We start from the raw sequence: 20,999 nt of genomic DNA, 5'->3' as shown, positions 1-20,999 counted from the left end.
GGAGATAGCTTTTTTGTGCATCTTTTCATTAAGATGAGATAAAACGTGGTATAGTAACATTATATAAATTATTGTTGTTTGAAAGGTAAGAAATTGAGGTGTTACATATATGAGTAAGCGTTATGTCGTTGTTGATTTAGAGACGACAGGGAACTCCTGGAAAGATGGGAAGGATAAAATTACCCAAATTGCAGCTGTTGTAGTAGAAGATGGAGAGATATTGGAGATTTTTTCGTCTTTTGTTAACCCAAAGAGAGAGATCCCACCATTTATTACAGAATTAACAGGGATTGATGAAAGTCTTGTAAAACAAGCCCCGTTATTTCAAGATGTAGCCCCGATGATTGTTGAGCTATTACAAGGTGCGGCTTTCGTTGCGCATAATGTTCACTTTGATTGGAATTTTTTAAATGAAGAATTAAGGCAAGCTGGATATACAGAAATACATTGTCCGAAAATCGACACGGTTGAATTGGCTCAAATTCTTTTGCCGACAGCCGATAGTTATAAATTACGTGATTTAGCTAAGAAGCATGAACTAGAGCACGATCAACCACATCGTGCGGATAGTGATGCTCTTGCAACAGCGGAATTATTTTTACAATTTTTAAATGAAATTGAAAAGTTACCACTTGTCACGTTGCAATCGCTTTATGAATTAAGTGATGTGTTCCAAAGCGATATAGCTGATGTGCTTTCTGAAAATATTTTAAAGAAAGTAATGCACGGTAAAGAAGATATAGCGCAGTATGAAATACATCGAAATATTGCGCTGAAAAAGCGGAACTATTCCTTAAACCTTGGAGAAACGTGTTCATCAAAGTTTGATGCTTTCTTGAATAAAACGATGGATAAATTGGAATCACATATGCCAAAGTTTGAAAGAAGAGAAAGTCAACAACTGATGATGAAAGAGATATATACGGCGTTAAGAGATTCTCGTTTTTCACTAATTGAAGCCGGTACAGGAACAGGAAAGACTCTCGCTTATTTGCTTCCTAGTCTTTATTTTGCAAAGAGAAAAGAAGAACCTGTCATTATAAGTACACAAACGGTACAACTCCAACAACAAATATTAGAAAAAGAAATTCCGTTATTACAAAAAATAATGCCATTTTCATTTGAGGCAGCTCTTCTAAAAGGAAGAAAGCATTATTTATGCTTACATAAATTTGAGTATGCTTTGCAAGAGGAAGAAAAAAATTATGATATGGCACTTACAAAGGCGAAGATTTTAGTTTGGCTATTGCAAACTGAAACAGGTGATCGAGACGAATTAAATATTCCTGAGGGCGGAAAGTTACTTTGGAATCGTATTTGTAGCGATGCGTATAGTCCAGGCGGTATGCAAAGTAATTGGTTTAGTCGTTGTTTTTACCAGCGAGCGAAGAATAAAGCTTTATTTGCAGATATCGTTATTACAAATCATGCGTTATTATTTCAAGATTTTTCAAGTGAAGAACCGTTGTTCGCTTCATGCGAACATATTATTTTTGATGAAGCTCACCATATTGAAGAAGCCGCGAGTAGAACATTGGGTGAACAGTTCTCTTGTATGTATTTTCAATTGGTTATATCTCGTCTTGGGACACTAGAAACAGAAGATGTACTCTCCAAAGTATATAAAATGATGAAAAAATCAGAGCAAGCATCTCGTTCAACTTTCCGTATGATAAGTTATAGTTTGAAGGAACTTAAGTTTGATGCGGATGAACTCTTCCAAATGTTACGTACTTTTATATTTAAACAAACAAAGCAAGAGCAAGGAACGAATAATATGCCGCTCATCTATAGGTATAACGCAGAACTAGAAAAAGGTAAGTTGTGGGATAGTATCGTCGAATTAACAAATCGTTTTATATATGAATTAAGAAGGGTAGTAACTGCTCTTGAGAAGCAAGTGGATATATTGCAAAGTAAGTTAGAATGGGAGATGCATGTTGTAACAGGTGAATTTATGCATTTAATTGAGTTGCTGAGAAAGATGGCAGAATCATTACAGTTACTCGTATTAGAAAAGAATTCGTATGTAACTTGGATGGAGACTGAAACGAAAGGGACGATTCATTCAACAGTTCTATACGCACAGCCTGTCCATATTGGTGAAAGATTTGCTGATGAATTTTTAACAGAAAAAAAGAGTGTTATTTTTACATCCGCAACACTAACAGTTAACGATACGTTTGATTATATAAAAGAGGAACTTGGTTTACATGATTTCGCTCCAAATACTTTAAAGGTTCCGTCACCATTTCGTTATGATGAACAGATGAAATTAATGGTTTCAACGGATGTACCTTTTATTAAGCAAGTAAGTAATGAGCGATATATTGAATCTGTATCGGAACATATTGCAAAGATAGCAAAAGCCACAAAAGGCAGAATGCTCGTTTTATTCACTTCGTATGAAATGTTAAAAGAAGCGTATGCGAATTTAAAAAATAATGATGAATTAGAGGGTTATTTATTACTCACCCAAAGTGTGAATAATAGAAGTCGAAGCCGCTTAATTCGAAAGTTTCAAGAGTTCGACAAATCAATTTTATTAGGGACGAGCAGTTTCTGGGAAGGGATAGATATTCCTGGAGATGCCTTAAGTTGTCTAGTTATAGTCCGTCTACCATTTACACCTCCTCATCAGCCGATGATGGAAGCGAAAGGTGAGTGGCTAAAAAATCAAGGTGAAGATGTATTCGCTAAATTAGCGCTCCCACAAGCAATATTACGTTTCAAACAAGGATTCGGCCGTTTAATTCGAACGAATACAGATACAGGTACGGTAGTAGTGTTAGATCGTCGTTTGACGAGTTCTTCCTATGGAAAACGATTTCTACAATCGATTCCTAACGTACCTCTTTATGAAGGGCCATTAAAAGAATTGTTAGTACAATTAGAAGAACCATCAAATGAATAAAAATGGAAGAAAAATACGCCTGAAGTACTTATAAACTTCAGGCGTAAAAAATGTGGGTAGGAGGAATTTTATTTTTCTTACTTCTTGTATACAAAATGTGTTGGTTTTCGACTTGAAACCTTTTTTTGCTGTACATGTCCTGCTATAATAGATGGGTGATGAAGCAGGGGTTGTAAAGAATGTACTCTTATTGTAACCGCATTGCGTTCTTCTATAATTAGAAATTTTTGTGTAACGGAGGAGTTTTTTCATGGATAAGAAAATCGAAGTACTATCAACGACGCGTATTAAATATTCGTCGGATTTGTATAAAATTGTTGATAGTTTAAATCGTACGTTAAAAGAGCAGGACCTCATGTTCGGACTAGCATTAGACGAAAAAGATAAAGAAACAGCTGTATTTACGATTTACAGAACGTAGTGATACAATGAAAAAGTGGATCTTTGCAATCATTATTGTTATCGTTGCTAGCGGAATATATGGGGCGTATGTTTATAATAAAGCGATGGGAAAGAAAATTCCAAAAGAGTCGAAATTTGTAGAAATTGCTAAAGAAAAAGCAAAGCTTACAAAGGTGAAATCTGTTGATTATTACAACGGAAAATCTGCATATATAGTCGTGCAAGGTACAGATGAAAAGGGAGAACAACTTATCGTTTGGGTGCCTGAGAAAAAAGGGGATACTGTAGTAAGGAAAAAGAGCGAAGGTATTTCTGAAAAAGAGGCTATACAAAGAACAATAGAGCAAGTCGGCAATGAAAGTAAGGAATCAAAAAGTAAGCCGAAAGAGATTATGAAAGTGAAATTAGGCTTTGAAAATGATGTACCACTATGGGAAGTTACATATATTGATGATGACAATCGTTATAGTTATTACTATCTTGAATTTAAAGATGGAAAATTTTTAAGACGATATAGCATTGAAAAATAGATGTAGGGGGAACTACAAATGAAATTAGCAAAGCGAGTAGCTGCTTTAACACCGTCTTCAACTTTAGAAATTACAGCAAAGGCACAAGCATTAAAAGCAGAGGGTCATGATGTAATTGGATTAGGGGCAGGGGAACCTGACTTTAATACACCAGAGCATATTATGGATGCTGCACATAAAGCGATGTTAGAAGGGCATACGAAGTATACACCAACAGGTGGATTACAATCGTTAAAACAAGAAATTGTGAAGAAATTTACTCGTGATCAAGGTATTGCGTATGATCCATCTGAAATTATTGTATGTAATGGTGCAAAGCATGCATTATATACATTATTCCAAGTATTACTTGATGAGGGAGATGAAGTTATCATCCCAACTCCTTACTGGGTAAGCTATCCAGAGCAAGTAAAGCTTGCTGGCGGTAAGCCGGTTTATGTAGAAGGTTTAGAAGACAATGAGTACAAAATTACAGCAAAGCAGCTGCGTGAGGCAATTACAGAGAAAACGAAAGCAGTTATTATTAATTCACCGAGCAATCCAACAGGAATGATTTATAGCAAAGAAGAATTACAACAGCTTGGAGAAGTATGTTTAGAACATGATATTTTAATCGTTTCTGATGAGATTTATGAAAAATTAATTTATGGTGGCGTAGAATATACTTCAATTGCCCAGCTTTCTAATGCATTAAAAGAACAAACACTTATTATTAATGGTGTATCTAAATCTCATTCTATGACAGGATGGCGTATTGGATATGCTGCAGGAAATAAGCAGCTTATTAAAGCGATGACGAACTTAGCCAGTCATAGTACGTCAAACCCTACTTCAATCGCTCAATACGGCGCAATTGCGGCATATGCAGGCTCACAAGAACCTGTGGAAACAATGCGTCAAGCCTTTGAAGAGAGATTAAACATCATTTATGATAAATTAATTCAAATCCCTGGCTTTACTTGCATTAAACCGCAAGGTGCATTTTACTTATTCCCTAACGTAAAAGAAGCTGTAGCTTTATCAGGATATGCAACAGTTGATGATTGGGCAAAAGCTCTATTAGAAGAGGAAAAAGTGGCTCTTGTACCAGGTACAGGATTTGGTGCTCCAAATAATGTTCGCTTATCATATGCGACATCTCTTGAACAAGTAGAGAAAGCATTAGAGCGTATCCATACATTTATGAAAAGTAAAGTGCAAGCTTAATTTTATATTTCATTCATGTAATATAAAAAACCTCCCCATTAATAGGGAGGTTTTTTTGACGAATTGTGGCAAAAAGAAATAGCTAAAGGTGTGTTATACTAGAGAGCGAGGTGTTTGGTGATGAAAAAGAAAATGATGTTACAGTGGTTTGAGCAGGGAAGCATTGCAATTCCAAAATTACTTATGATGCATTATAAAAAATTAGGATTAAATGAGACGGAATTTATGGTCGTACTTCATGTACACACATTTTTAGAATCAGGTAATTCGTTTCCGACTCCATCAGAGATTTCTGAACGGATGACGATAACGGAAATGAAATGTATGGAAGTAATTCAAGCATTGATTCAAAAAGGTTTTTTATCACTAGAAGGTGGACAAAGATCAGAAGCGATGATGTGCGAAAGTTATTCTTTACAACCGTTATGGGAGAAAATATTACATTTCTTAATGGATGAATCAATAGAGGAAGAGCAAAAAGAAAAAAAACAGCTGCAAGTAAATTTATATACAGTATTTGAAAAAGAATTTGGAAGACCACTTTCGCCGTTCGAATGTGAAACGTTAGGAATGTGGGAGGACCAAGATCAACATCATCCAAATTTAATTCAAGCGGCTCTTAGAGAAGCTGTAATGAGTGGAAAACTAAATTTCCGATATATTGATCGTATTTTATTTGAGTGGAAAAAGAATGGAATTAAAACGGTAGATCAGGCTCAAAATCAAGGTCAAAAATTTAGAGCGAATCAACAAAGAGCACAACAAATGACAAAACAAGAGACGAAATTTACTGGAAAAGTGCCTTTTTATAATTGGTTGGAGCAGTAATATAGGAGGAAGTATATGTTAAATAAAACGCAAATTCGCTATTGTTTAGACACAATGGCGGATATGTATCCAGAAGCACATTGTGAATTAATTCATGAGAATCCTTTTGAATTAGTAATCGCGGTGGCACTATCTGCACAATGTACAGATGCACTTGTAAATAAAGTGACGAAAAATTTATTTCAAAAATATAAAACACCAGAAGATTATTTAAGTGTATCTTTGGAAGAGTTACAACAAGATATACGTTCTATTGGGTTGTATAGAAATAAAGCAAAAAACATTCAAAAATTGTGTCAGATGTTGCTGGATGATTATAATGGAAAAGTTCCAGAAGACCGTGACGAGTTGACGAAATTACCAGGAGTAGGGAGAAAAACAGCAAATGTAGTTGTTTCGGTAGCGTATGGCATCCCGGCAATTGCTGTTGATACGCATGTAGAAAGAGTGAGCAAACGGTTAGCGATTTGTAGATGGAAAGATTCGGTGTTAGAAGTAGAAAAAACATTAATGAAGAAAGTACCGATGGATGAGTGGGGAGTTACACATCATCGTATGATTTTCTTTGGACGTTATCACTGTAAAGCACAACGACCACAATGTGAGGAGTGCAGACTGTTAGAAGTATGTCGTGAAGGAAAGAAGCGAATGAAGGTGAAATAAAGGATGGAGCGAGTTATAGAAATACCGAAAGAATTTCACTGTTTACCATTTTTTAAAGAAAGTGTAAATTTAGTTAAGTATCATACAGACAATTCTTTTGAAGAGATAATACAAAATACTTACTTTATATTTGATATTGAAAGACAGTATGAGCCATGGAAGGAAATTGAAAACAGCATTCCAGCGATGTTGAATGTATGGAAAAATAAGCATGAAGACATTGCTATACTGTTTCGAAATAGAAATAAGCAAGAGGCTGAGGGACCAATGATTCTTTTTGCAGCTCACTTGTTATCGGTTGTCTATTGGCTAAATGAACAACCTGTTCATAGTTTGAATGAAATGCAAATAAATACGAATAAATTAAAAGTGCAACCTGTTAATTTTATGGAAAGATATTCATTCATTATAAAGAAACCGAGTAATTATCATTCTTATATTCAATTAGCGCAGTTGTATATCGAAATAGAAAAGCTGTATGTAAAGAAAATGATAACAAAAAAGAAGTCCGCTTCTCGTTAAGAGAAACGGACTTCTTTTTTGTATATTAGGACTCTGTTGTAACAACAGCACCGTCTGCGTGAGGTGTATCTCCTCCGGTATTTTGGTGTTGCTGTTCTTGTTGTTTCTTAGCCTCTTCTTCAGCTTTTTTCTTGGCCTCTTCTTCAGCTTTCTTCTTAGCTTCTTCTTCAGCTTTTTTCTTAGCTTCTTCATCAGCTTTTCTTCTAGCTTCCTCATCAGCTTTCTTTTGAGCTTCTTCTTGCTGTTTACGTTGTTGTTCTTGCTGTTGTTCTTGTTGTTTCTTAGCCTCTTCTTCAGCCTTTTTCTTAGCTTCGTCTTGTTTTACTTTATCTTCATTAGCCTTTTTCTGGGCTTCTTCATCAGCTTTTTTCTTAGCTTCTTCATCGGCCTTTTTCTTAGCCTCTTCTTCAGCTTTTTTCGCATCTGGAGTTCCGCCAGGCGCAGTGAAGGATGCACCAACTGCTGGGCTTGTTCCAGTGCCTTTTTTCGCTACTACAGAGAAGCTGTAAGTAACACCTGGTTTAATACCACCAAGAGTAGCTGTCGTACCACTTATTGATAGGCTACCACTTGAACCATCAGTTGCTTTATAGCTGGCTGCATATGCATCGACTTCTGCTGGTCCAGACCAGTTTAGTGTAACTGTGCTAGCGCCATCAAAAGTGACATTCAGACCACTAGGGGCATCTACTTTAATTTGTTTAATTGCATCTTTTTTCGCGCCTTTTACGTATAATTCTCCGTTTATTTCTTGTACAGAAGAAGGACGTTCAAAGCGTGATTTATCTGTAGCGAATTTGCTCATCATTACTTGGAACATTTGCTGTGCAATTTTAGTATAACGATCACTAATGTAGTTTTCTGGACCATTCTTTACGTAACCCGTCCATACAGCCATCGTATATTGTGGTGTATATCCAGCGAACCAGCTATCCCTGTTTGCATCAGCTGGAATGCCGTATTTCTTTAAATCTTTTGCATCAAAGTTTTGCGTTCCAGTTTTACCCGCTACGTCAACACCTGAAACATATGCTGTTGGTCCTGTACCACCAGAACCAGGTTTTACTACGTCACGAAGAACGTCAGTTACCATGTAAGCTGTATAGTCTTGCATAGCGCGTTGTTCTTTCGGTTTAAAGCTTTTCTTTTTCCCGTCCGGGAAGGTTACTTCTTTTACGAAATGTGGTTTATTATAGTTACCACCATTACCAAAGGTTGCATATGCACCTGCTACTGCTAATGGAGAACTATCGTTACTACCAATTGCAGTAGATTCATGTACTCCATTTTCAAATGTCATACCTAAACCTTCAGCAAACTCTTTTGATTTATTAAGTCCAACTGTTTGAGCTGTCTTTAAAGCCGGGATGTTTAATGACTTCTTCAATGCTTCACGAAGTGAAACGTCACCTTTAAAACTCCCTGTAGCATTTTTAATCTTTGTGCCATCCGAATAAGTATATTCAGAGTCATTTAATTGATGGTAAGTAGACCATTGAAGATTCTCAATCGCTGGACCGTAGTCGAAAATTGGTTTCATTGTTGAACCAACTTGGCGTTTTAAATCAGTTGCCATATTATGACCTTTGAAAGTGGACTTATTTTCTTTACGTCCAGCACCAATTGCTCGAACTTCTCCAGATTGTGTATCCATAAATACGAATGATCCTTGGAATTGATCGTTTGGATACTTAATAAGATTACCATCCATAATTTTTTCAGCGTAATCTTGAGCATCTTGATCAAGTGTTGTATGAATTGTTAAACCATCTGAACCGATATTTACATCAGGATATTCTTTTTCAACTTCTTTTACAACCGCATCTAAAAATGCTTGATACTTCATCTCAGTTACTTCTGAAGACGGTTGAAGGCCCTCAGTTACTGGGATCTTAACGGCGTTATTCATTTCTTCTTTTGTTATATAACCATGTCGATTCATTAATGATAATACGACATTACGACGATTTGTTGCTCGTTCAACATTTTCCTTTTTTGTTGGATCATAAATGTTTGGACCTTGGGGTAAACCAGCGAGCATAGCAGCTTCATGTAATTGCAAGTCTTTTAAATCTTTACCATAATATTTTTGCGCTGCTGTCGCAATACCGTATGAACGGTTACCTAAATTAATCTTATTTAAGTACATTTCTAAAATCTCATGTTTAGAGTATTGTTGCTCTAATTTGTAAGATAAGTACCATTCTTGTACTTTTCTTTTAGCAGTTTTGTCCATCGTTAGAAAGTAGTTTTTAACGACTTGCTGTGTAATCGTACTACCACCTTGGGAACCGAAACCACCAGTGACATTTTCCATAACTGCTTTTGTAGTTCGTTTAAAATCAATTCCATTATGATCATAGAAACGCGAATCCTCAGTTGCAAGGAATGCATTTTCAACTACTTTTGGAATTTGATCATAAGTAACGTGTGTTCGTTTTTCAGCACCGTATTCATAGAAAAAATTCCCGTTTTTATCAAGAAACTTTGTTGATAAAGGATTAACAAGTTTGGCTTTGTCTAATTTTGGAGCATCCTTTACCATAACAAAGAAAGCGGAAACGCCGGCTACAAGACCAACGATACCAAGAAGTAGACAACCTATAAGAAATTTCTTGAAAAAGGAGCCTTTTTTCTTTGGTTTTTCTTCTTTATGTGTTTTTTTCTCTTGATTTTTCACATGATTTCGTTCTGTACGAGAACGATAATTATCTGACATTATACTTTCTCCTACCTTTCATTCTCTCCCCCAAAAGTCGAAAAAAGAGCCTTAGTGATGACTCTATCACGAAAAATAAACCATGTCTAGTACACGGATATAGTCAATCCGAGGGTGATAACCGCATGATAATAAGGATCCATGCTCTTCTATTTCTTCTTTCGTAATCGACTTGCGTCCACCAGTATTTTGACGATTCCAAAATGCAATAATATGTTTTGCATCTAGTAAATAAAATTCATCAAAAAGTGTAAATTTAATAATAACAAATGCAATTCCATTATGAGCAACTACTTGCTTCATATGTTCAATTTGATGAAGGTGGAAGTTTTGAAGTGGGAAACTAGTTTTATTTTTTGTTTCCTTTGCTTCAAAATCGATGTATTTCCCTTTGTATACACCGTTGTAATCTGTTGTAGAAGGTTGTTTAAAATACGCTTCTTTTACCACTGCAGCACTTCGAGCGGGGTAATCTACTTTTACAATTTGAAGAGGTGTAGGCTTTTTATGTACACATGCAATATTATGGGTTAAGTAATATTGATTTGTTTCATTCAATTCCTCTTCAAGGGACATACCTCTATTACTATAAGTATGTGTTTTTATAGGTGTTTTTTGAGGTTGTGAAGCTTGATTATACCTTTTTCCATTTGGGTAACGAATGGTCATAGTGTGTCCACCCCCAACTTGCTAAGAATTACTTACAAAGGTGATTATATCAAAAAATGAAAAAAGATGTGACCTTTTTGATGAAAGGTATGATGACTTATTTATGTTTACATGGAATGATTATATGAAAATGAAACAAAATCGAGAAAAAAATTTTTGTACAGAGGAAGAAAAAGCAATCATTCACAATATTAAAAAGAAAACAGAAATAGCTAATGTGGACAATATTTCTCGGACACAATCTTATCAAGAATATTATTTAAGAAATAGTGAAATCAGGTGGGCCTTTTTAGCGAGTATGGTTTCGAGAAATGCGGGCTGGAATATGACTGATTTAGAAGGGAGATATTATGCTACTGTTTTACCTAGAACGGTAAAAAAACATTTATTTATTCTGTACGAACAGGCTAATTGGATTATTTTTTTAGATGCATTTCCTCAGCTATTATTGTATGAGGAAAGTAAGAAGAGACGTGCACCTCTCTTTCATTTGTTGCAATATTTCAACGTATCAATTTTTATGGAAAAAGAATGGTTACTTTTCTGGGAAAGAAGAGATATGAATAGGCTTATGACAGCGCTTATTATAAATGAACAAAATAAAATTCAAAAACCAGTCATTGAGAACACATATTTTAAAAAACATGTATTCCATACTGCACTTTTTAAAGTACAAGAAAGACTTCATATTAGTGCAGTTATCTTCCCAACAATTGAAGGGAGAATGTATGGATTTTCGGTTTATCAATTTGAAACGTTACAACAGCGTATAGAACTAGGAAAAAAATTAGCATGGTTATTGTTTCATCCAATTTATAATGGTTCGTTTTATAAGTTTGCATTGCAAACTACACATACTGGGTCTAGAGAAGATTATGAAGTTTACGCAAAGGAAACTCGAAAGTCTTATACGCCAAAACTTAGAGATATTTATCCTGTTATTTTACATGAAGAAATAAAAATGAGAGATTGGTTTTGTGCAAATATGAAAATGAATGTGCTATTTGTACCTGAAGAACCTAAAGGGGAAGTTAATATAACAGAATGGTATAGAAGAAAGAGAGAACAAATCTATAGGCTATCTATCGCAAATCGTTTTGCTAAAAGGATGGATGAGTTCATGATATAATAACAAAGAAGTCCCGTCTTCCATTTTGAAGACGGGACTTCTTAATTTGAAACAATCCTGCTATGTGTGCTACAACTTTAATCTCAAAACGTAATGCTAGTAGGAGATTAAGGGTGACTTGAAATTTAACTGTTCGTAATAAAGTCTCGCTTTATGTAGCAGGGAAGTTTGGACCATCTAGCTTTGGATTGCCAGTCTCGGGTTTATTTTGTTGTTTGTTTTGGTTTTTCTTTTTTTCATTTTTGTTCTTTGCCATTGTAATACACCTCCTTTTTGTATTGTTACCATTTCTATAAATGACATACGAAATGATTTCTTTGACGAATAACAACTAGTTTTGTCATGTGGGCAGGAGTGGTGAATCATTCGGCGAAATTACATGACAAAGGAAAAGCAAAGAAGGAGGCGTTTTGTATATGGCGATGGTTCAGAAGGAAGATGTAATGAAAAAAATGGATCAAATGTTAAGTTCTCTCGATTTGCTGGAAATGAATATAGGGATTAGAATGAATCATGCATTAAAGGATGCGAGTGAAAAAATATGCAATAAGATAGAAATAACAGAAATGCATATTGAACATATGGAAAATAAATTAGTGCATCACGAAGAGAAAGGGAATTGGGTAAAGACATTTCAAAACGTCGTAGTGAGTGCATAATAAGGTGGGAAAGAAATGAAGAATGAAGCATTAATACAGTCTTCAGAAAAACTCATGCAGTATAATAATGAAGCGAATGTAAAAAAGAGAGAACTAACCGAATACGACTTTTATAAGGATATGAAACCGTTTGTAGATATGGTAGATGAGGAATTAAAGAAGTGGAAAGAATTAGCTTATAAGTGGATTAAAGAAGAAAAGCCAAAATATATACATGTACAGCAAATTGATCAAGTATATGATAATTTACAAACGAATGTGTTGCAATGCTTTGTAAATAAAGGTAAAGGTAAACGATTCTTTGAAACACACCAAGCCATTTCGTATACTTTGCAAAATATAGTTGAGCAATGTAAATAACAAGAGGGAGGGCCCTCTTGTTATTTTTATGCTTCTGTCATTGTTGTAGGTTTTGTTGCGCCGTTTATTTCTAATTCTTTTATTAATGTTCGATAATCTGATATGCATATTTTTCCTTCGAGATACCAATGTCTCGCAAAGTCTAATAATTCATTTGCATTCTCTGTGCAATACCCCTTTTTTTGAGAAAACGCTTGTTTTAAATCCCCTAATACCATGTTGATTCCTCCCCCATGAGAATCTTCTTCTTCATTATCATAGCATGGAAGGGTTTTCTTTTTTAATTTTTTAAAAATTTAAACTTCCGACAAAAATAGACAGATACTCCATCACACATATTATTTTATAGGTACATATTATATATGTAGAAACTTATGTGAAGGAGGAGAGAATGCATGTTTCAACAACCTAACTTATATCAGCAAACGAATCCATATGCACAGCAAAATATGTACCAATATAATACGGATACATATTTACGGTATAATATGTATCCTTTCGAGCCTTATTATGGAAATCAAAATTATTATCAACCGTTTGAAGTGTCCTTTATGAATCAAGCTCAACAACCACAACAGCAGCAACCTTATGTGAATCAAGCTCAACAACCACAACAGCAGCAACCTTATGTGAATCAAGCTCAACAACCACAACAGCAGCAACCTTATGTGAATCAAGCTCAACAATCACAAGCTCAGCAACCATACATGAATCAACCACAGCAGCAGCCTTATATGAATTCGCAATATTATATGCCACCACCATCGCCGTATGCTAATCAACAAGCGATGTTTTATCCACCAAAACAACCGTACCCGACGCAGGGTAAGCAAAAGCAACAACAGCCAAGTCAGTTTTCTAGTTTTGTTTCTCAATTTAAAACATCAGATGGTAACTATGATGTAAATAAAATGATGAATACAGCTGGACAAATGATGAATGCGATGAATCAAGTGACAGGTATTGTAAAGCAAGTTGGAGGCTTTTTTGGTAAGTGATGTTGAAGGATTGTCTATAAAAACAATGTAAATGAAATAAAGGACTAGACAAATTTCCTTGTAATAAATGGGTATATATAACAAACGGCTTTCTCTCTTTTCTCATACTGTAAAGTGTAATCAGATTTTTTTAACGAGAGAGGAGAGAAAAAACTATGCATCATTGTCATCCTTGCTTTGGAGGGCATAAGCCTACAGGACCTATTTGTACGACTGCTCCTGTCATTCATCCGACGAAACAATGCGTAACACACTCTTTTTCAACAACGGTGGTGCCACACATTTTCCCAACACATACAACACATGTACATCATCAACAAATTAAAAATCAAAACTTCTTCCCGCAAACAAATTCAAATGTAAATGTTGTGGACCCAATCGACCCAGGATTCGGTGGCGGATGTGGACCGTGTGGCCATGGTCATCATCATCATCACCACGGTCATCAAATATCTCCATTTGGGCCAGGACCGAATGTATCACCGTTTGGACCAGGACCAAATGTATCACCGTTTTTACCAAACAATGTATCACCAGTAGGTCCAAATATCGGACCAAACGTTGGTGGAATATTTAAAAAGTAAATGATATGTTAGAACTAGCGAAATGCTAGTTCTTTTTTTGTAATTGGAGTGTTGATATGAAAGTTATTGCAGTAACAGGATATAAGCCATTTGAACTTGGAATATTTAAAAATGATCATCCAGGAGTGGAGTGTATAAAGAAAGCATTACACCGTAAATTACTCACTTTTGTAGAAGATGGTTTAGAATGGGTTATAATAAGCGGCCAATTAGGTGTAGAATTATGGGCTGCTGAAGTTGTTTTTGAAATGCAAGTAGAATATCCTGATTTAAAATTAGCGGTATTCACTCCGTTTTTAGAACAAGAAGAAAATTGGAAAGAAGATAATCGTGAATATTACGAATTTATTCTTTCTCAAGCAGACCATGTTGATAGTATCACGAAACGGAAGTATGAAAGCCCAGAGCAATTTAAATTAAAAAATCAATTTTTTATTGAAAAAAGTGATGCGCTTTTAGCGGTATACGATGAAGAAAAACCAGGAAGTCCCAAATATATTGTAGAATTAGCAAAGAAAAAAGGGGAAATAGAAAATTATCACAGTTATTTCATTCTTTTTTCTGATTTACAAGATATAATAGAAGAGGAACAGTGGAATAATGCAGAGTAATATGTAATATAGTACTCGTATATATGATTGACAAAAAGCATTGTTTCTGAAAAAATTTAGTTAATGAAAGTTTTGGTAAAAATTTGAGGTGAAGAAAATGATTTCGGATAAAATTAAATTAACAGCGAAAGATATTTTAGAAAAAGAATTTAAAACAGGTATGAGAGGTTATCAGCAAGAAGAAGTAGACAAGTTTCTTGATATGATCATTAAAGACTATGAAGCTTTCCACAAAGAGTTTGAGCAATTAAAGCAACAAAATGCTCGTTTAAAGCGTGAATTAGAGGAACAAAAACTAGCAGTAACGCAAGTTCCACAACAACCTGTACAAACACCAGTTGCACAACCGGTTTATAACAACACGAATACGGATATTTTAAAACGCTTATCTAACTTAGAAAAAGCTGTATTTGGAAGTAAGTTATACGAATGATGTAAGGTGGGAAAAGGTTTAAGCATTTTACATAGAAAAAAACGTTGCAAAATCTTTTTGTTTCCACTATACTAATGGATGTCATAACGTTTGGGTAATCGCTGCAACGCCAACGTTGTAGAGGAAAGTCCATGCTCGCACGGCCTGAGATGGCTGTAGTGTTCGTGCCTAGCCAATTCATAAGCTAGGGTATTCTGGCTGTAAGGCTGGTTTAACGGCAGGGAAAAAACCTAAGTCCTTTCGGATATGGTTTGACTACCTTTAAAGTGCCACAGTGACGAAGTCCTTGAAGAAATGATAGGAGTGGAACGAGGTAAACCCCACGAGCGAGAAACCCAAATAATGGTAGGGGAATCTTTTCCAAGGAAATGAACGACGGGAAAGGACAGGTTTTATAACCTGTAGATAGATGATTGCCACCGGAGTACGAGGCGTGGGCCGTTTGTAGTACAAAGGAACAGAACATGGCTTACAGAACGTTATGAACCAACTATGAAATAACTCAGCTCTCCTTTGTTAGAGGAGGGCTTTTTATTTGTATGAAGTTATAAAGTATGAGTTAAAATGGTTAATGAGAAAATTTTTCGTAAAATGTAATAATTAATAGGACCAATTGCTATTAATTATTGTTTGAATATACATAAGAGGTGAATGCAAATGGGAAAAGTTACTTTAATTGCAACAGCGGCAATGGGTATTGAAGCGTTAGTTGCCCGAGAAGTTCGCGATCTTGGTTATGAATGTCAAGTAGAAAACAGCAAAGTAACATTTGAAGCAGATGAAAAGGCGATTTGTCGTACGAACTTATGGTTACGTACTGCGGACCGTGTAAAAATTAAAGTTGGCGAATTTAAAGCAACGACATTTGATGAGCTATTTGAAAAAACAAAAGCATTAAACTGGGGAGATTATATTCCAGAGAATGGTGAATTCCCTGTTATCGGTAAATCTTTGAAATCTGAATTATTCAGTGTTTCGGATTGCCAACGTATCGTTAAAAAAGCTATCGTTGAAAAATTAAAAACAACATATAAACGTACAACTTGGTTTGAAGAAGATGGTCCGTTATTCCGTATCGAGATTGCAATGCTCAAGGATATTGCAACATTAACAATTGATGCGAGTGGTGTTGGACTTCATAAACGTGGATACCGTATGGATCAAGGGGAAGCTCCGTTAAAAGAAACATTAGCTGCATCTTTAATTAAATTAACAAACTGGAAGCCAGATCGTCCATTTGTTGATCCATTCTGTGGATCAGGTACAATTCCAATTGAAGCAGCATTAATTGGACAAAACATTGCACCAGGATTTAACCGTGGTTTCGCATCTGACGAGTGGGGCTGGGTAGGTAAACAAAACTGGCGTGAAGCTCGTCAAGAAGCTGAAGATTTAGCGAACTATGATCAACGATTACAAATCATTGGATCAGATATTGATCATCGTATGATTCGAGTTGCTCAAGATAACGCAGAAGAAGTGGGCTTAGGCGATTTAATTACATTTAAACAAATGCAAGTAAAAGATTTCACAACAAAAGAGGATTATGGCTACGTTGTAACGAATCCTCCATACGGAGAACGTTTAAGTGAAAAAGCACTTGTTGAACAACTGTATAAAGAAATGGGACAAGTATTCCGCCCATTAGATACATGGTCAGCGTATGTATTAACAAGCTACGAAGCATTTGAGAAGTGTTATGGAAAAGATGCGTCGAAGAAGCGTAAACTGTTTAACGGATTTATCCGTACAGATTACTACCAATACTTCGGAAAACGTCCACCGCGTAATTCATAGTATAAAACTCCTCCAGCGCGCATATACTGGCTATTATGTAATGCGTAAAGGAGGAAGTCATATGGATAATTTTCAATTATCGATGATTCAAAAAGCTATTCACCGTACGTATGATGAGCTCGGAAAAGAAGTGGATAGTCAAGGTGCGATTGTAGATGAAATACAAAAAGCACAAGAAGAATATTTGTCAGCTCTTTCACATGAAACAGCGATTGATAAACGGTATTTAAAGTCATTAATATAGAAGAAAATTTTCCTTTTTCGAAAGGAAAATTTTTTTTCGTGAATTTCTATGTATTGCAACAGGGGAAAGCAAATGCATACATATGCGTAGCAGTTGCTATTATCTTTTTATAGAAAAACTTTTTGGTTGGAGGCTAAGGATGTTTACTGAGAAGAGATTACCATTTGAAGTAGGAAAACAAGATAATTTTTATGATAAGTTGAATGAGTGGATTGGAGATGTGTTTTACGACATCCTTCCGGAAAAAGGCTTTGAAGAGCGTGATGAACAAATTTTTATGGCGTTTCAGTTAGAACGCGCTTTCCAAGAAAAGAAAGTTATGTTCGCAGAAGCTGGTGTAGGAACAGGGAAAACAATTGTATATCTTCTATATGCAATTTGTTACGCGCGTTATACTGGGAAACCAGCTATTATTGCTTGTGCAGATGAAACGTTAATTGAGCAGCTTGTGAAAGAAGAAGGGGACATCGCTAAGTTATCTGAAGCATTAGGGCTATCTGTTGATGTAAGGCTTGCAAAATCAATGGATAATTATTTATGCTTACGTAAACTTGAAGATGTTATGAGTGGACGAGCTCCAGAAGTAATTGAAGACGTATATTATGAGTTACCACAGTTTGTATTCGATCATGGTACGATGCAAAACTTTACTCACTATGGTGACAGAAAAGAATTTCCACTTTTAAATGACGAAGAATGGTCAAAAGTAAATTGGGATTACTTCCAAGATTGCTTTACTTGTGATTCTCGTCATCGTTGTGGACAAACTCTTTCTCGTGAACATTATCGTAAGGCAGCAGATTTAATTATTTGTTCTCAAGATTTCTATATGGATCATATTTGGACGTACGATGCTCGTAAGCGTGAAGGGCAAATTCCGTTATTACCAGAAAGTAGCTGCGTTGTATTCGATGAAGGACATCTTGTAGAATATGCAGCTCAAAAAGCTTTAACATACCGTTTAAAGCAAACGATGATGGAGCAACTTTTAACGAGATTGCTACAAAACGATATTCGTGAGGAGTTTGCACATTTAGTAGAAGAAACAATTTGGCAAACAGAGCGATTCTTTGATGTGTTACAAGAAAACAAAAAAGAAATTGCCGGTTCTGATCGTTTAGAAATTACTGTGACAGAAAAAGTAACAGCTGAAGCGAAACGACTTTATGCAAAAATCGGTGAAGTTGGAGATGCATTAGTATTCGAAAGTGAAATGCATACAGTAAACACGTATGATTTAAATATTGTTGATGAGCATTTAGATGTATTAGAACATTCACTTCGTCTGTTCATGCACGAGAAAAATGTAATTACTTGGGGTGAAGAAGGTGATGGTGCCTTCACATTAGTGATTATGCCGCGTGCAGTTGAAGAAGTATTACAAGAGAAAGTGTTCTCGAAGAAAATACCGTATATTTTCTCTTCTGCGACATTATCGAACAATGATTCATTCGCGTTTACAGCTAATAGCCTCGGGGTAAAAGATTACTTATCATTCTCAGTTGCTTCACCGTTTGATTACGAAGAGCAAATGGCAGTAAACTTACTATCGCATACGAAAGAAAATGAATGGGAAAGAAAGTGTCAATATACACTTGAAAATATACAAAAAACAAATGGACGTACGCTTGTATTATTCCGTACAACGCAAGAGCTTGCAGCGTTCAAAGAGTATGTAAGTAAGGAGCAAATGTCGGTTCCGTTCTTATATGAAGGAGATCAGGAAATTAGCCAGCTCGTTTCTCGTTTCCAAAATGAAGAAGAGACTGTACTTTGTGCGGTTCATTTATGGGAAGGTTTAGATATTCCTGGTTCATCATTATCGCACGTTATTATTTGGTCTTTACCATTCCCTCCAAACGATCCTGTGTTTGAAGCGAAACGTAAGCACGTAAATGATCCATTCTGGGATGTAGATGTACCATATATGATTTTACGACTTCGTCAAGGAATTGGGCGTTTAATTCGTACAAGTGAAGATAAAGGTGCTATATCAATCTTCTTATCTGATACAGAAGATGAGAAAGTGATAGAAGCGGTGAAAAACGTACTACCAGTAGAAGGTAAAGAATTATAAGGAGAAAGCTTGGCGCTTGCCAAGCTTTTTTTCTATTATAAAAGGAAATTAGATTTTCATGTCGAATTAAGTTTGAGGTAGAAAAAGGAGGTTTTTATACAATGACAGTAGCTACATATGAAGTAGAAAAACAATTTTTAACATACGTGAAGAAGATACAAAATTACGGAGAAGCATTAAGCTTAATGTTTTGGGACTTGAGAACAGGGGCGCCTAAAAAAGGTGTAGACCAGCGTTCAGAAGTAATTGGCATGCTTTCATCAGAAGTATTTGCCATGTCGACTTCAGATGAGATGGGGAACTATTTAACAGAGCTTGAAGCTTTAATACGTGAAGATAAACTTTCTGAAACGACGAAGAAAATGGTTGAAGAGTGTCGGAAAGAATATGATAGAAATAAGAAAATTCCACAAGCGGAATACGAAGCGTATGTGAAATTAGAAGCGAAAGCAGAGAGTGTGTGGGAAGAAGCTCGCGAAAAATCTGATTTCGAAATGTTCCGCCCGTACTTAGAAAAAATTGTTGAATTTAAAAAGAAATTTATTACATATTGGGGTTACGAAACATATAAATACAATACATTATTAGACATGTATGAGCCAGGTATTACAGTAGAAGTTTTAGATCACGTATTTGGTCAACTTCGTGAGCGCATCGTGCCGCTTGTAAAAGAAATCTCTGAGTCTAAAAAAGGATTAAAAACAAGTGCTTTATCGGAAAAATTTTCAAAAGAAAAACAAAAGAACTTTACATTAGAACTATTAAAGCAATTGAATTATGACTTTGAAGCAGGTCGTCTTGATGAAACAGTACATCCATTCGAGATTACATTAAATAGAGGGGATGTTCGTATTACGACACGCTATGACGAAAAAGATTTCCGCATGGCTGTGTTTGGAACAATTCATGAATGTGGTCATGCAGTATATGAACAAAATATTGCAGAGAAATTTGAAGGTACACCGTTATGTAGTGGAACATCTATGGGTATTCATGAGTCACAATCGTTATTCTTTGAGAACTTTATCGGCCGTAATAAATCATTCTGGAAGAAAAATTATGATTTATTAAAAGAGTATAGCAATGGTCAATTTGATGATATGTCAGTCGATGAATTTTATGATGCAATTAACGAATCGAAGCCGTCATTCATTCGTATAGAAGCAGATGAGCTTACATACCCGCTTCATGTTATGGTGCGTTATGAGTTAGAGAAAGAATTATTTGATGGTACATTACAAGTGAAGGACTTACCAGCAGCTTGGAATGATAAGATGGAAGCATATTTAGGAATTCGTCCGGAAAATGATGCGCAAGGTGTATTACAAGATGTTCACTGGGCTGGTGGCTCATTTGGATACTTCCCATCTTATGCGCTTGGTTACATGTATGCAGCGCAATTTAAGCAAAGAATGTTAAAAGACATTCCGAACTTTGATGCATTATTAGAAGAAGGAAACGTAACACCAATTCGTGAATGGTTAACAGAACATATTCACCAATATGGTAAAACGAAAAAGCCACTTGAAATTTTAGAAGATGTAACAGGCGAAGGGTTAAATGCAAATTACTTAGCCGATTATTTAGAAGCGAAGTATAGAGAGATTTATGAGTTATAAAAAAGGGCTGCTTACTTGCAGCTCTTTTTTTTAGG

The 20,999-nt window shown here is 35.6% G+C and carries 22 protein-coding genes and 1 other RNA gene; 19 read left to right on the top strand and 4 right to left on the bottom strand.

Annotated elements, in window-relative coordinates; all coding sequences use genetic code 11:
* The first annotated feature begins 109 nt into the window (after window positions 1-109).
* The 7 genes from dinG to MKY38_RS14230 all read left to right on the top strand — a co-directional run bounded on the left by dinG (window position 110) and on the right by MKY38_RS14230 (window position 7,065).
* The gene (gene dinG, locus MKY38_RS14260; RefSeq protein WP_065223978.1) at window positions 110-2,914 is read left to right on the top strand and encodes an ATP-dependent DNA helicase DinG; all 2,805 of its coding nucleotides are present in this window, start codon (window positions 110-112) and stop codon (window positions 2,912-2,914) included.
* Window positions 2,915-3,164: 250 nt separating this feature from the next.
* The gene (locus MKY38_RS14255; RefSeq protein ID WP_000358352.1) at window positions 3,165-3,335 is read left to right on the top strand and encodes a YpmA family protein; all 171 of its coding nucleotides are present in this window, start codon (window positions 3,165-3,167) and stop codon (window positions 3,333-3,335) included.
* Window positions 3,336-3,342: 7 nt separating this feature from the next.
* Window positions 3,343-3,846, top strand: coding sequence for a cell wall elongation regulator TseB-like domain-containing protein (locus MKY38_RS14250; RefSeq protein WP_000758739.1), 504 nt, complete (start codon window positions 3,343-3,345; stop codon window positions 3,844-3,846).
* An 18-nt stretch (window positions 3,847-3,864) separates the two neighbouring features.
* Entirely contained in the window at window positions 3,865-5,052 is a 1,188-nt protein-coding gene (aspB, locus tag MKY38_RS14245; RefSeq protein WP_000761571.1) for an aspartate transaminase AspB, read from the top strand.
* A gap of 120 nt (window positions 5,053-5,172) precedes the next feature.
* Entirely contained in the window at window positions 5,173-5,880 is a 708-nt protein-coding gene (gene dnaD / locus MKY38_RS14240; protein ID WP_000728542.1) for a DNA replication protein DnaD, read from the top strand.
* 15 nt (window positions 5,881-5,895) lie between these two features.
* Window positions 5,896-6,543, top strand: coding sequence for an endonuclease III (gene nth, locus MKY38_RS14235; RefSeq protein WP_000933030.1), 648 nt, complete (start codon window positions 5,896-5,898; stop codon window positions 6,541-6,543).
* Window positions 6,544-6,546: 3 nt separating this feature from the next.
* Window positions 6,547-7,065, top strand: a complete 519-nt coding sequence (locus tag MKY38_RS14230; protein ID WP_016122187.1) for a YpoC family protein — start codon at window positions 6,547-6,549, stop codon at window positions 7,063-7,065.
* 25 nt (window positions 7,066-7,090) lie between these two features.
* Here the strand turns inward: MKY38_RS14230 and MKY38_RS14225 are convergent, their stop codons facing one another.
* Both MKY38_RS14225 and recU read right to left on the bottom strand, forming a co-directional pair.
* The gene (locus MKY38_RS14225) at window positions 7,091-9,784 is read right to left on the bottom strand and encodes a PBP1A family penicillin-binding protein (RefSeq protein ID WP_065223979.1); all 2,694 of its coding nucleotides are present in this window, start codon (window positions 9,782-9,784) and stop codon (window positions 7,091-7,093) included.
* A gap of 66 nt (window positions 9,785-9,850) precedes the next feature.
* Entirely contained in the window at window positions 9,851-10,453 is a 603-nt protein-coding gene (gene recU, locus MKY38_RS14220; RefSeq protein WP_000155598.1) for a Holliday junction resolvase RecU, read from the bottom strand.
* A 103-nt stretch (window positions 10,454-10,556) separates the two neighbouring features.
* Here recU and MKY38_RS14215 point away from each other — a divergent pair, with 103 nt between their 5' ends.
* A complete protein-coding gene (locus tag MKY38_RS14215; RefSeq protein WP_044307518.1) occupies window positions 10,557-11,582 on the top strand; it encodes a DUF2515 domain-containing protein in 1,026 nt (341 codons plus the stop codon).
* Window positions 11,583-11,733: 151 nt separating this feature from the next.
* Here the strand turns inward: MKY38_RS14215 and MKY38_RS14210 are convergent, their stop codons facing one another.
* On the bottom strand, window positions 11,734-11,913 hold the full coding sequence (locus MKY38_RS14210; protein WP_001987054.1) for a hypothetical protein: 180 nt from the start codon (window positions 11,911-11,913) through the stop codon (window positions 11,734-11,736).
* Between the two features lie 85 nt (window positions 11,914-11,998).
* Here MKY38_RS14210 and MKY38_RS14205 point away from each other — a divergent pair, with 85 nt between their 5' ends.
* Both MKY38_RS14205 and MKY38_RS14200 read left to right on the top strand, forming a co-directional pair.
* Window positions 11,999-12,241 (top strand): hypothetical protein, encoded by a 243-nt coding sequence (locus MKY38_RS14205; RefSeq protein WP_001252036.1) that lies wholly within the window; start codon window positions 11,999-12,001, stop codon window positions 12,239-12,241.
* A gap of 15 nt (window positions 12,242-12,256) precedes the next feature.
* Window positions 12,257-12,601, top strand: coding sequence for a YppE family protein (locus MKY38_RS14200; protein WP_000786939.1), 345 nt, complete (start codon window positions 12,257-12,259; stop codon window positions 12,599-12,601).
* A 26-nt stretch (window positions 12,602-12,627) separates the two neighbouring features.
* Here the strand turns inward: MKY38_RS14200 and MKY38_RS14195 are convergent, their stop codons facing one another.
* Window positions 12,628-12,819 carry a YppF family protein gene (locus tag MKY38_RS14195; RefSeq protein WP_000242652.1) on the bottom strand — a complete coding sequence of 64 codons (192 nt, stop codon included), beginning with the start codon at window positions 12,817-12,819 and terminating at the stop codon, window positions 12,628-12,630.
* Between the two features lie 177 nt (window positions 12,820-12,996).
* Between MKY38_RS14195 and MKY38_RS14190 the strand changes: the two genes are divergently transcribed.
* The 9 genes from MKY38_RS14190 (at window position 12,997) to ypwA (ending at window position 20,964) form a co-directional block, all read left to right on the top strand.
* Complete coding sequence (locus MKY38_RS14190) at window positions 12,997-13,599, top strand: YppG family protein (RefSeq protein ID WP_061113531.1); 603 nt, start codon at window positions 12,997-12,999, stop codon at window positions 13,597-13,599.
* A gap of 155 nt (window positions 13,600-13,754) precedes the next feature.
* Window positions 13,755-14,183 (top strand): CotD family spore coat protein, encoded by a 429-nt coding sequence (locus MKY38_RS14185; RefSeq protein WP_000546270.1) that lies wholly within the window; start codon window positions 13,755-13,757, stop codon window positions 14,181-14,183.
* A 56-nt stretch (window positions 14,184-14,239) separates the two neighbouring features.
* Window positions 14,240-14,794: a DUF1273 domain-containing protein gene (locus tag MKY38_RS14180; protein ID WP_065223980.1), complete on the top strand. Its 555-nt coding sequence runs from the start codon at window positions 14,240-14,242 to the stop codon at window positions 14,792-14,794.
* 97 nt (window positions 14,795-14,891) lie between these two features.
* Entirely contained in the window at window positions 14,892-15,227 is a 336-nt protein-coding gene (gene gpsB, locus MKY38_RS14175; RefSeq protein ID WP_000622431.1) for a cell division regulator GpsB, read from the top strand.
* Between the two features lie 86 nt (window positions 15,228-15,313).
* An RNA gene (gene rnpB / locus MKY38_RS14170) (RNase P RNA component class B) lies at window positions 15,314-15,704 on the top strand.
* Window positions 15,705-15,884: 180 nt separating this feature from the next.
* The gene (locus tag MKY38_RS14165; RefSeq protein WP_065223981.1) at window positions 15,885-17,024 is read left to right on the top strand and encodes a THUMP domain-containing class I SAM-dependent RNA methyltransferase; all 1,140 of its coding nucleotides are present in this window, start codon (window positions 15,885-15,887) and stop codon (window positions 17,022-17,024) included.
* A 61-nt stretch (window positions 17,025-17,085) separates the two neighbouring features.
* Window positions 17,086-17,268: a DUF3921 domain-containing protein gene (locus MKY38_RS14160; RefSeq protein WP_000368570.1), complete on the top strand. Its 183-nt coding sequence runs from the start codon at window positions 17,086-17,088 to the stop codon at window positions 17,266-17,268.
* 139 nt (window positions 17,269-17,407) lie between these two features.
* Window positions 17,408-19,345: an ATP-dependent DNA helicase gene (locus tag MKY38_RS14155; protein WP_065223982.1), complete on the top strand. Its 1,938-nt coding sequence runs from the start codon at window positions 17,408-17,410 to the stop codon at window positions 19,343-19,345.
* Between the two features lie 101 nt (window positions 19,346-19,446).
* Entirely contained in the window at window positions 19,447-20,964 is a 1,518-nt protein-coding gene (ypwA, locus tag MKY38_RS14150) for a carboxypeptidase (protein WP_065223983.1), read from the top strand.
* Window positions 20,965-20,999: the final 35 nt, after the last annotated feature.

The organism is Bacillus sp. FSL R5-0585 (assembly GCF_038004545.1).
GTDB lineage: Bacteria > Bacillota > Bacilli > Bacillales > Bacillaceae_G > Bacillus_A > Bacillus_A cereus.
Note: the sequence above shows the minus strand (reverse complement) of the source record. Positions and strands in the feature narration are given on the sequence as shown.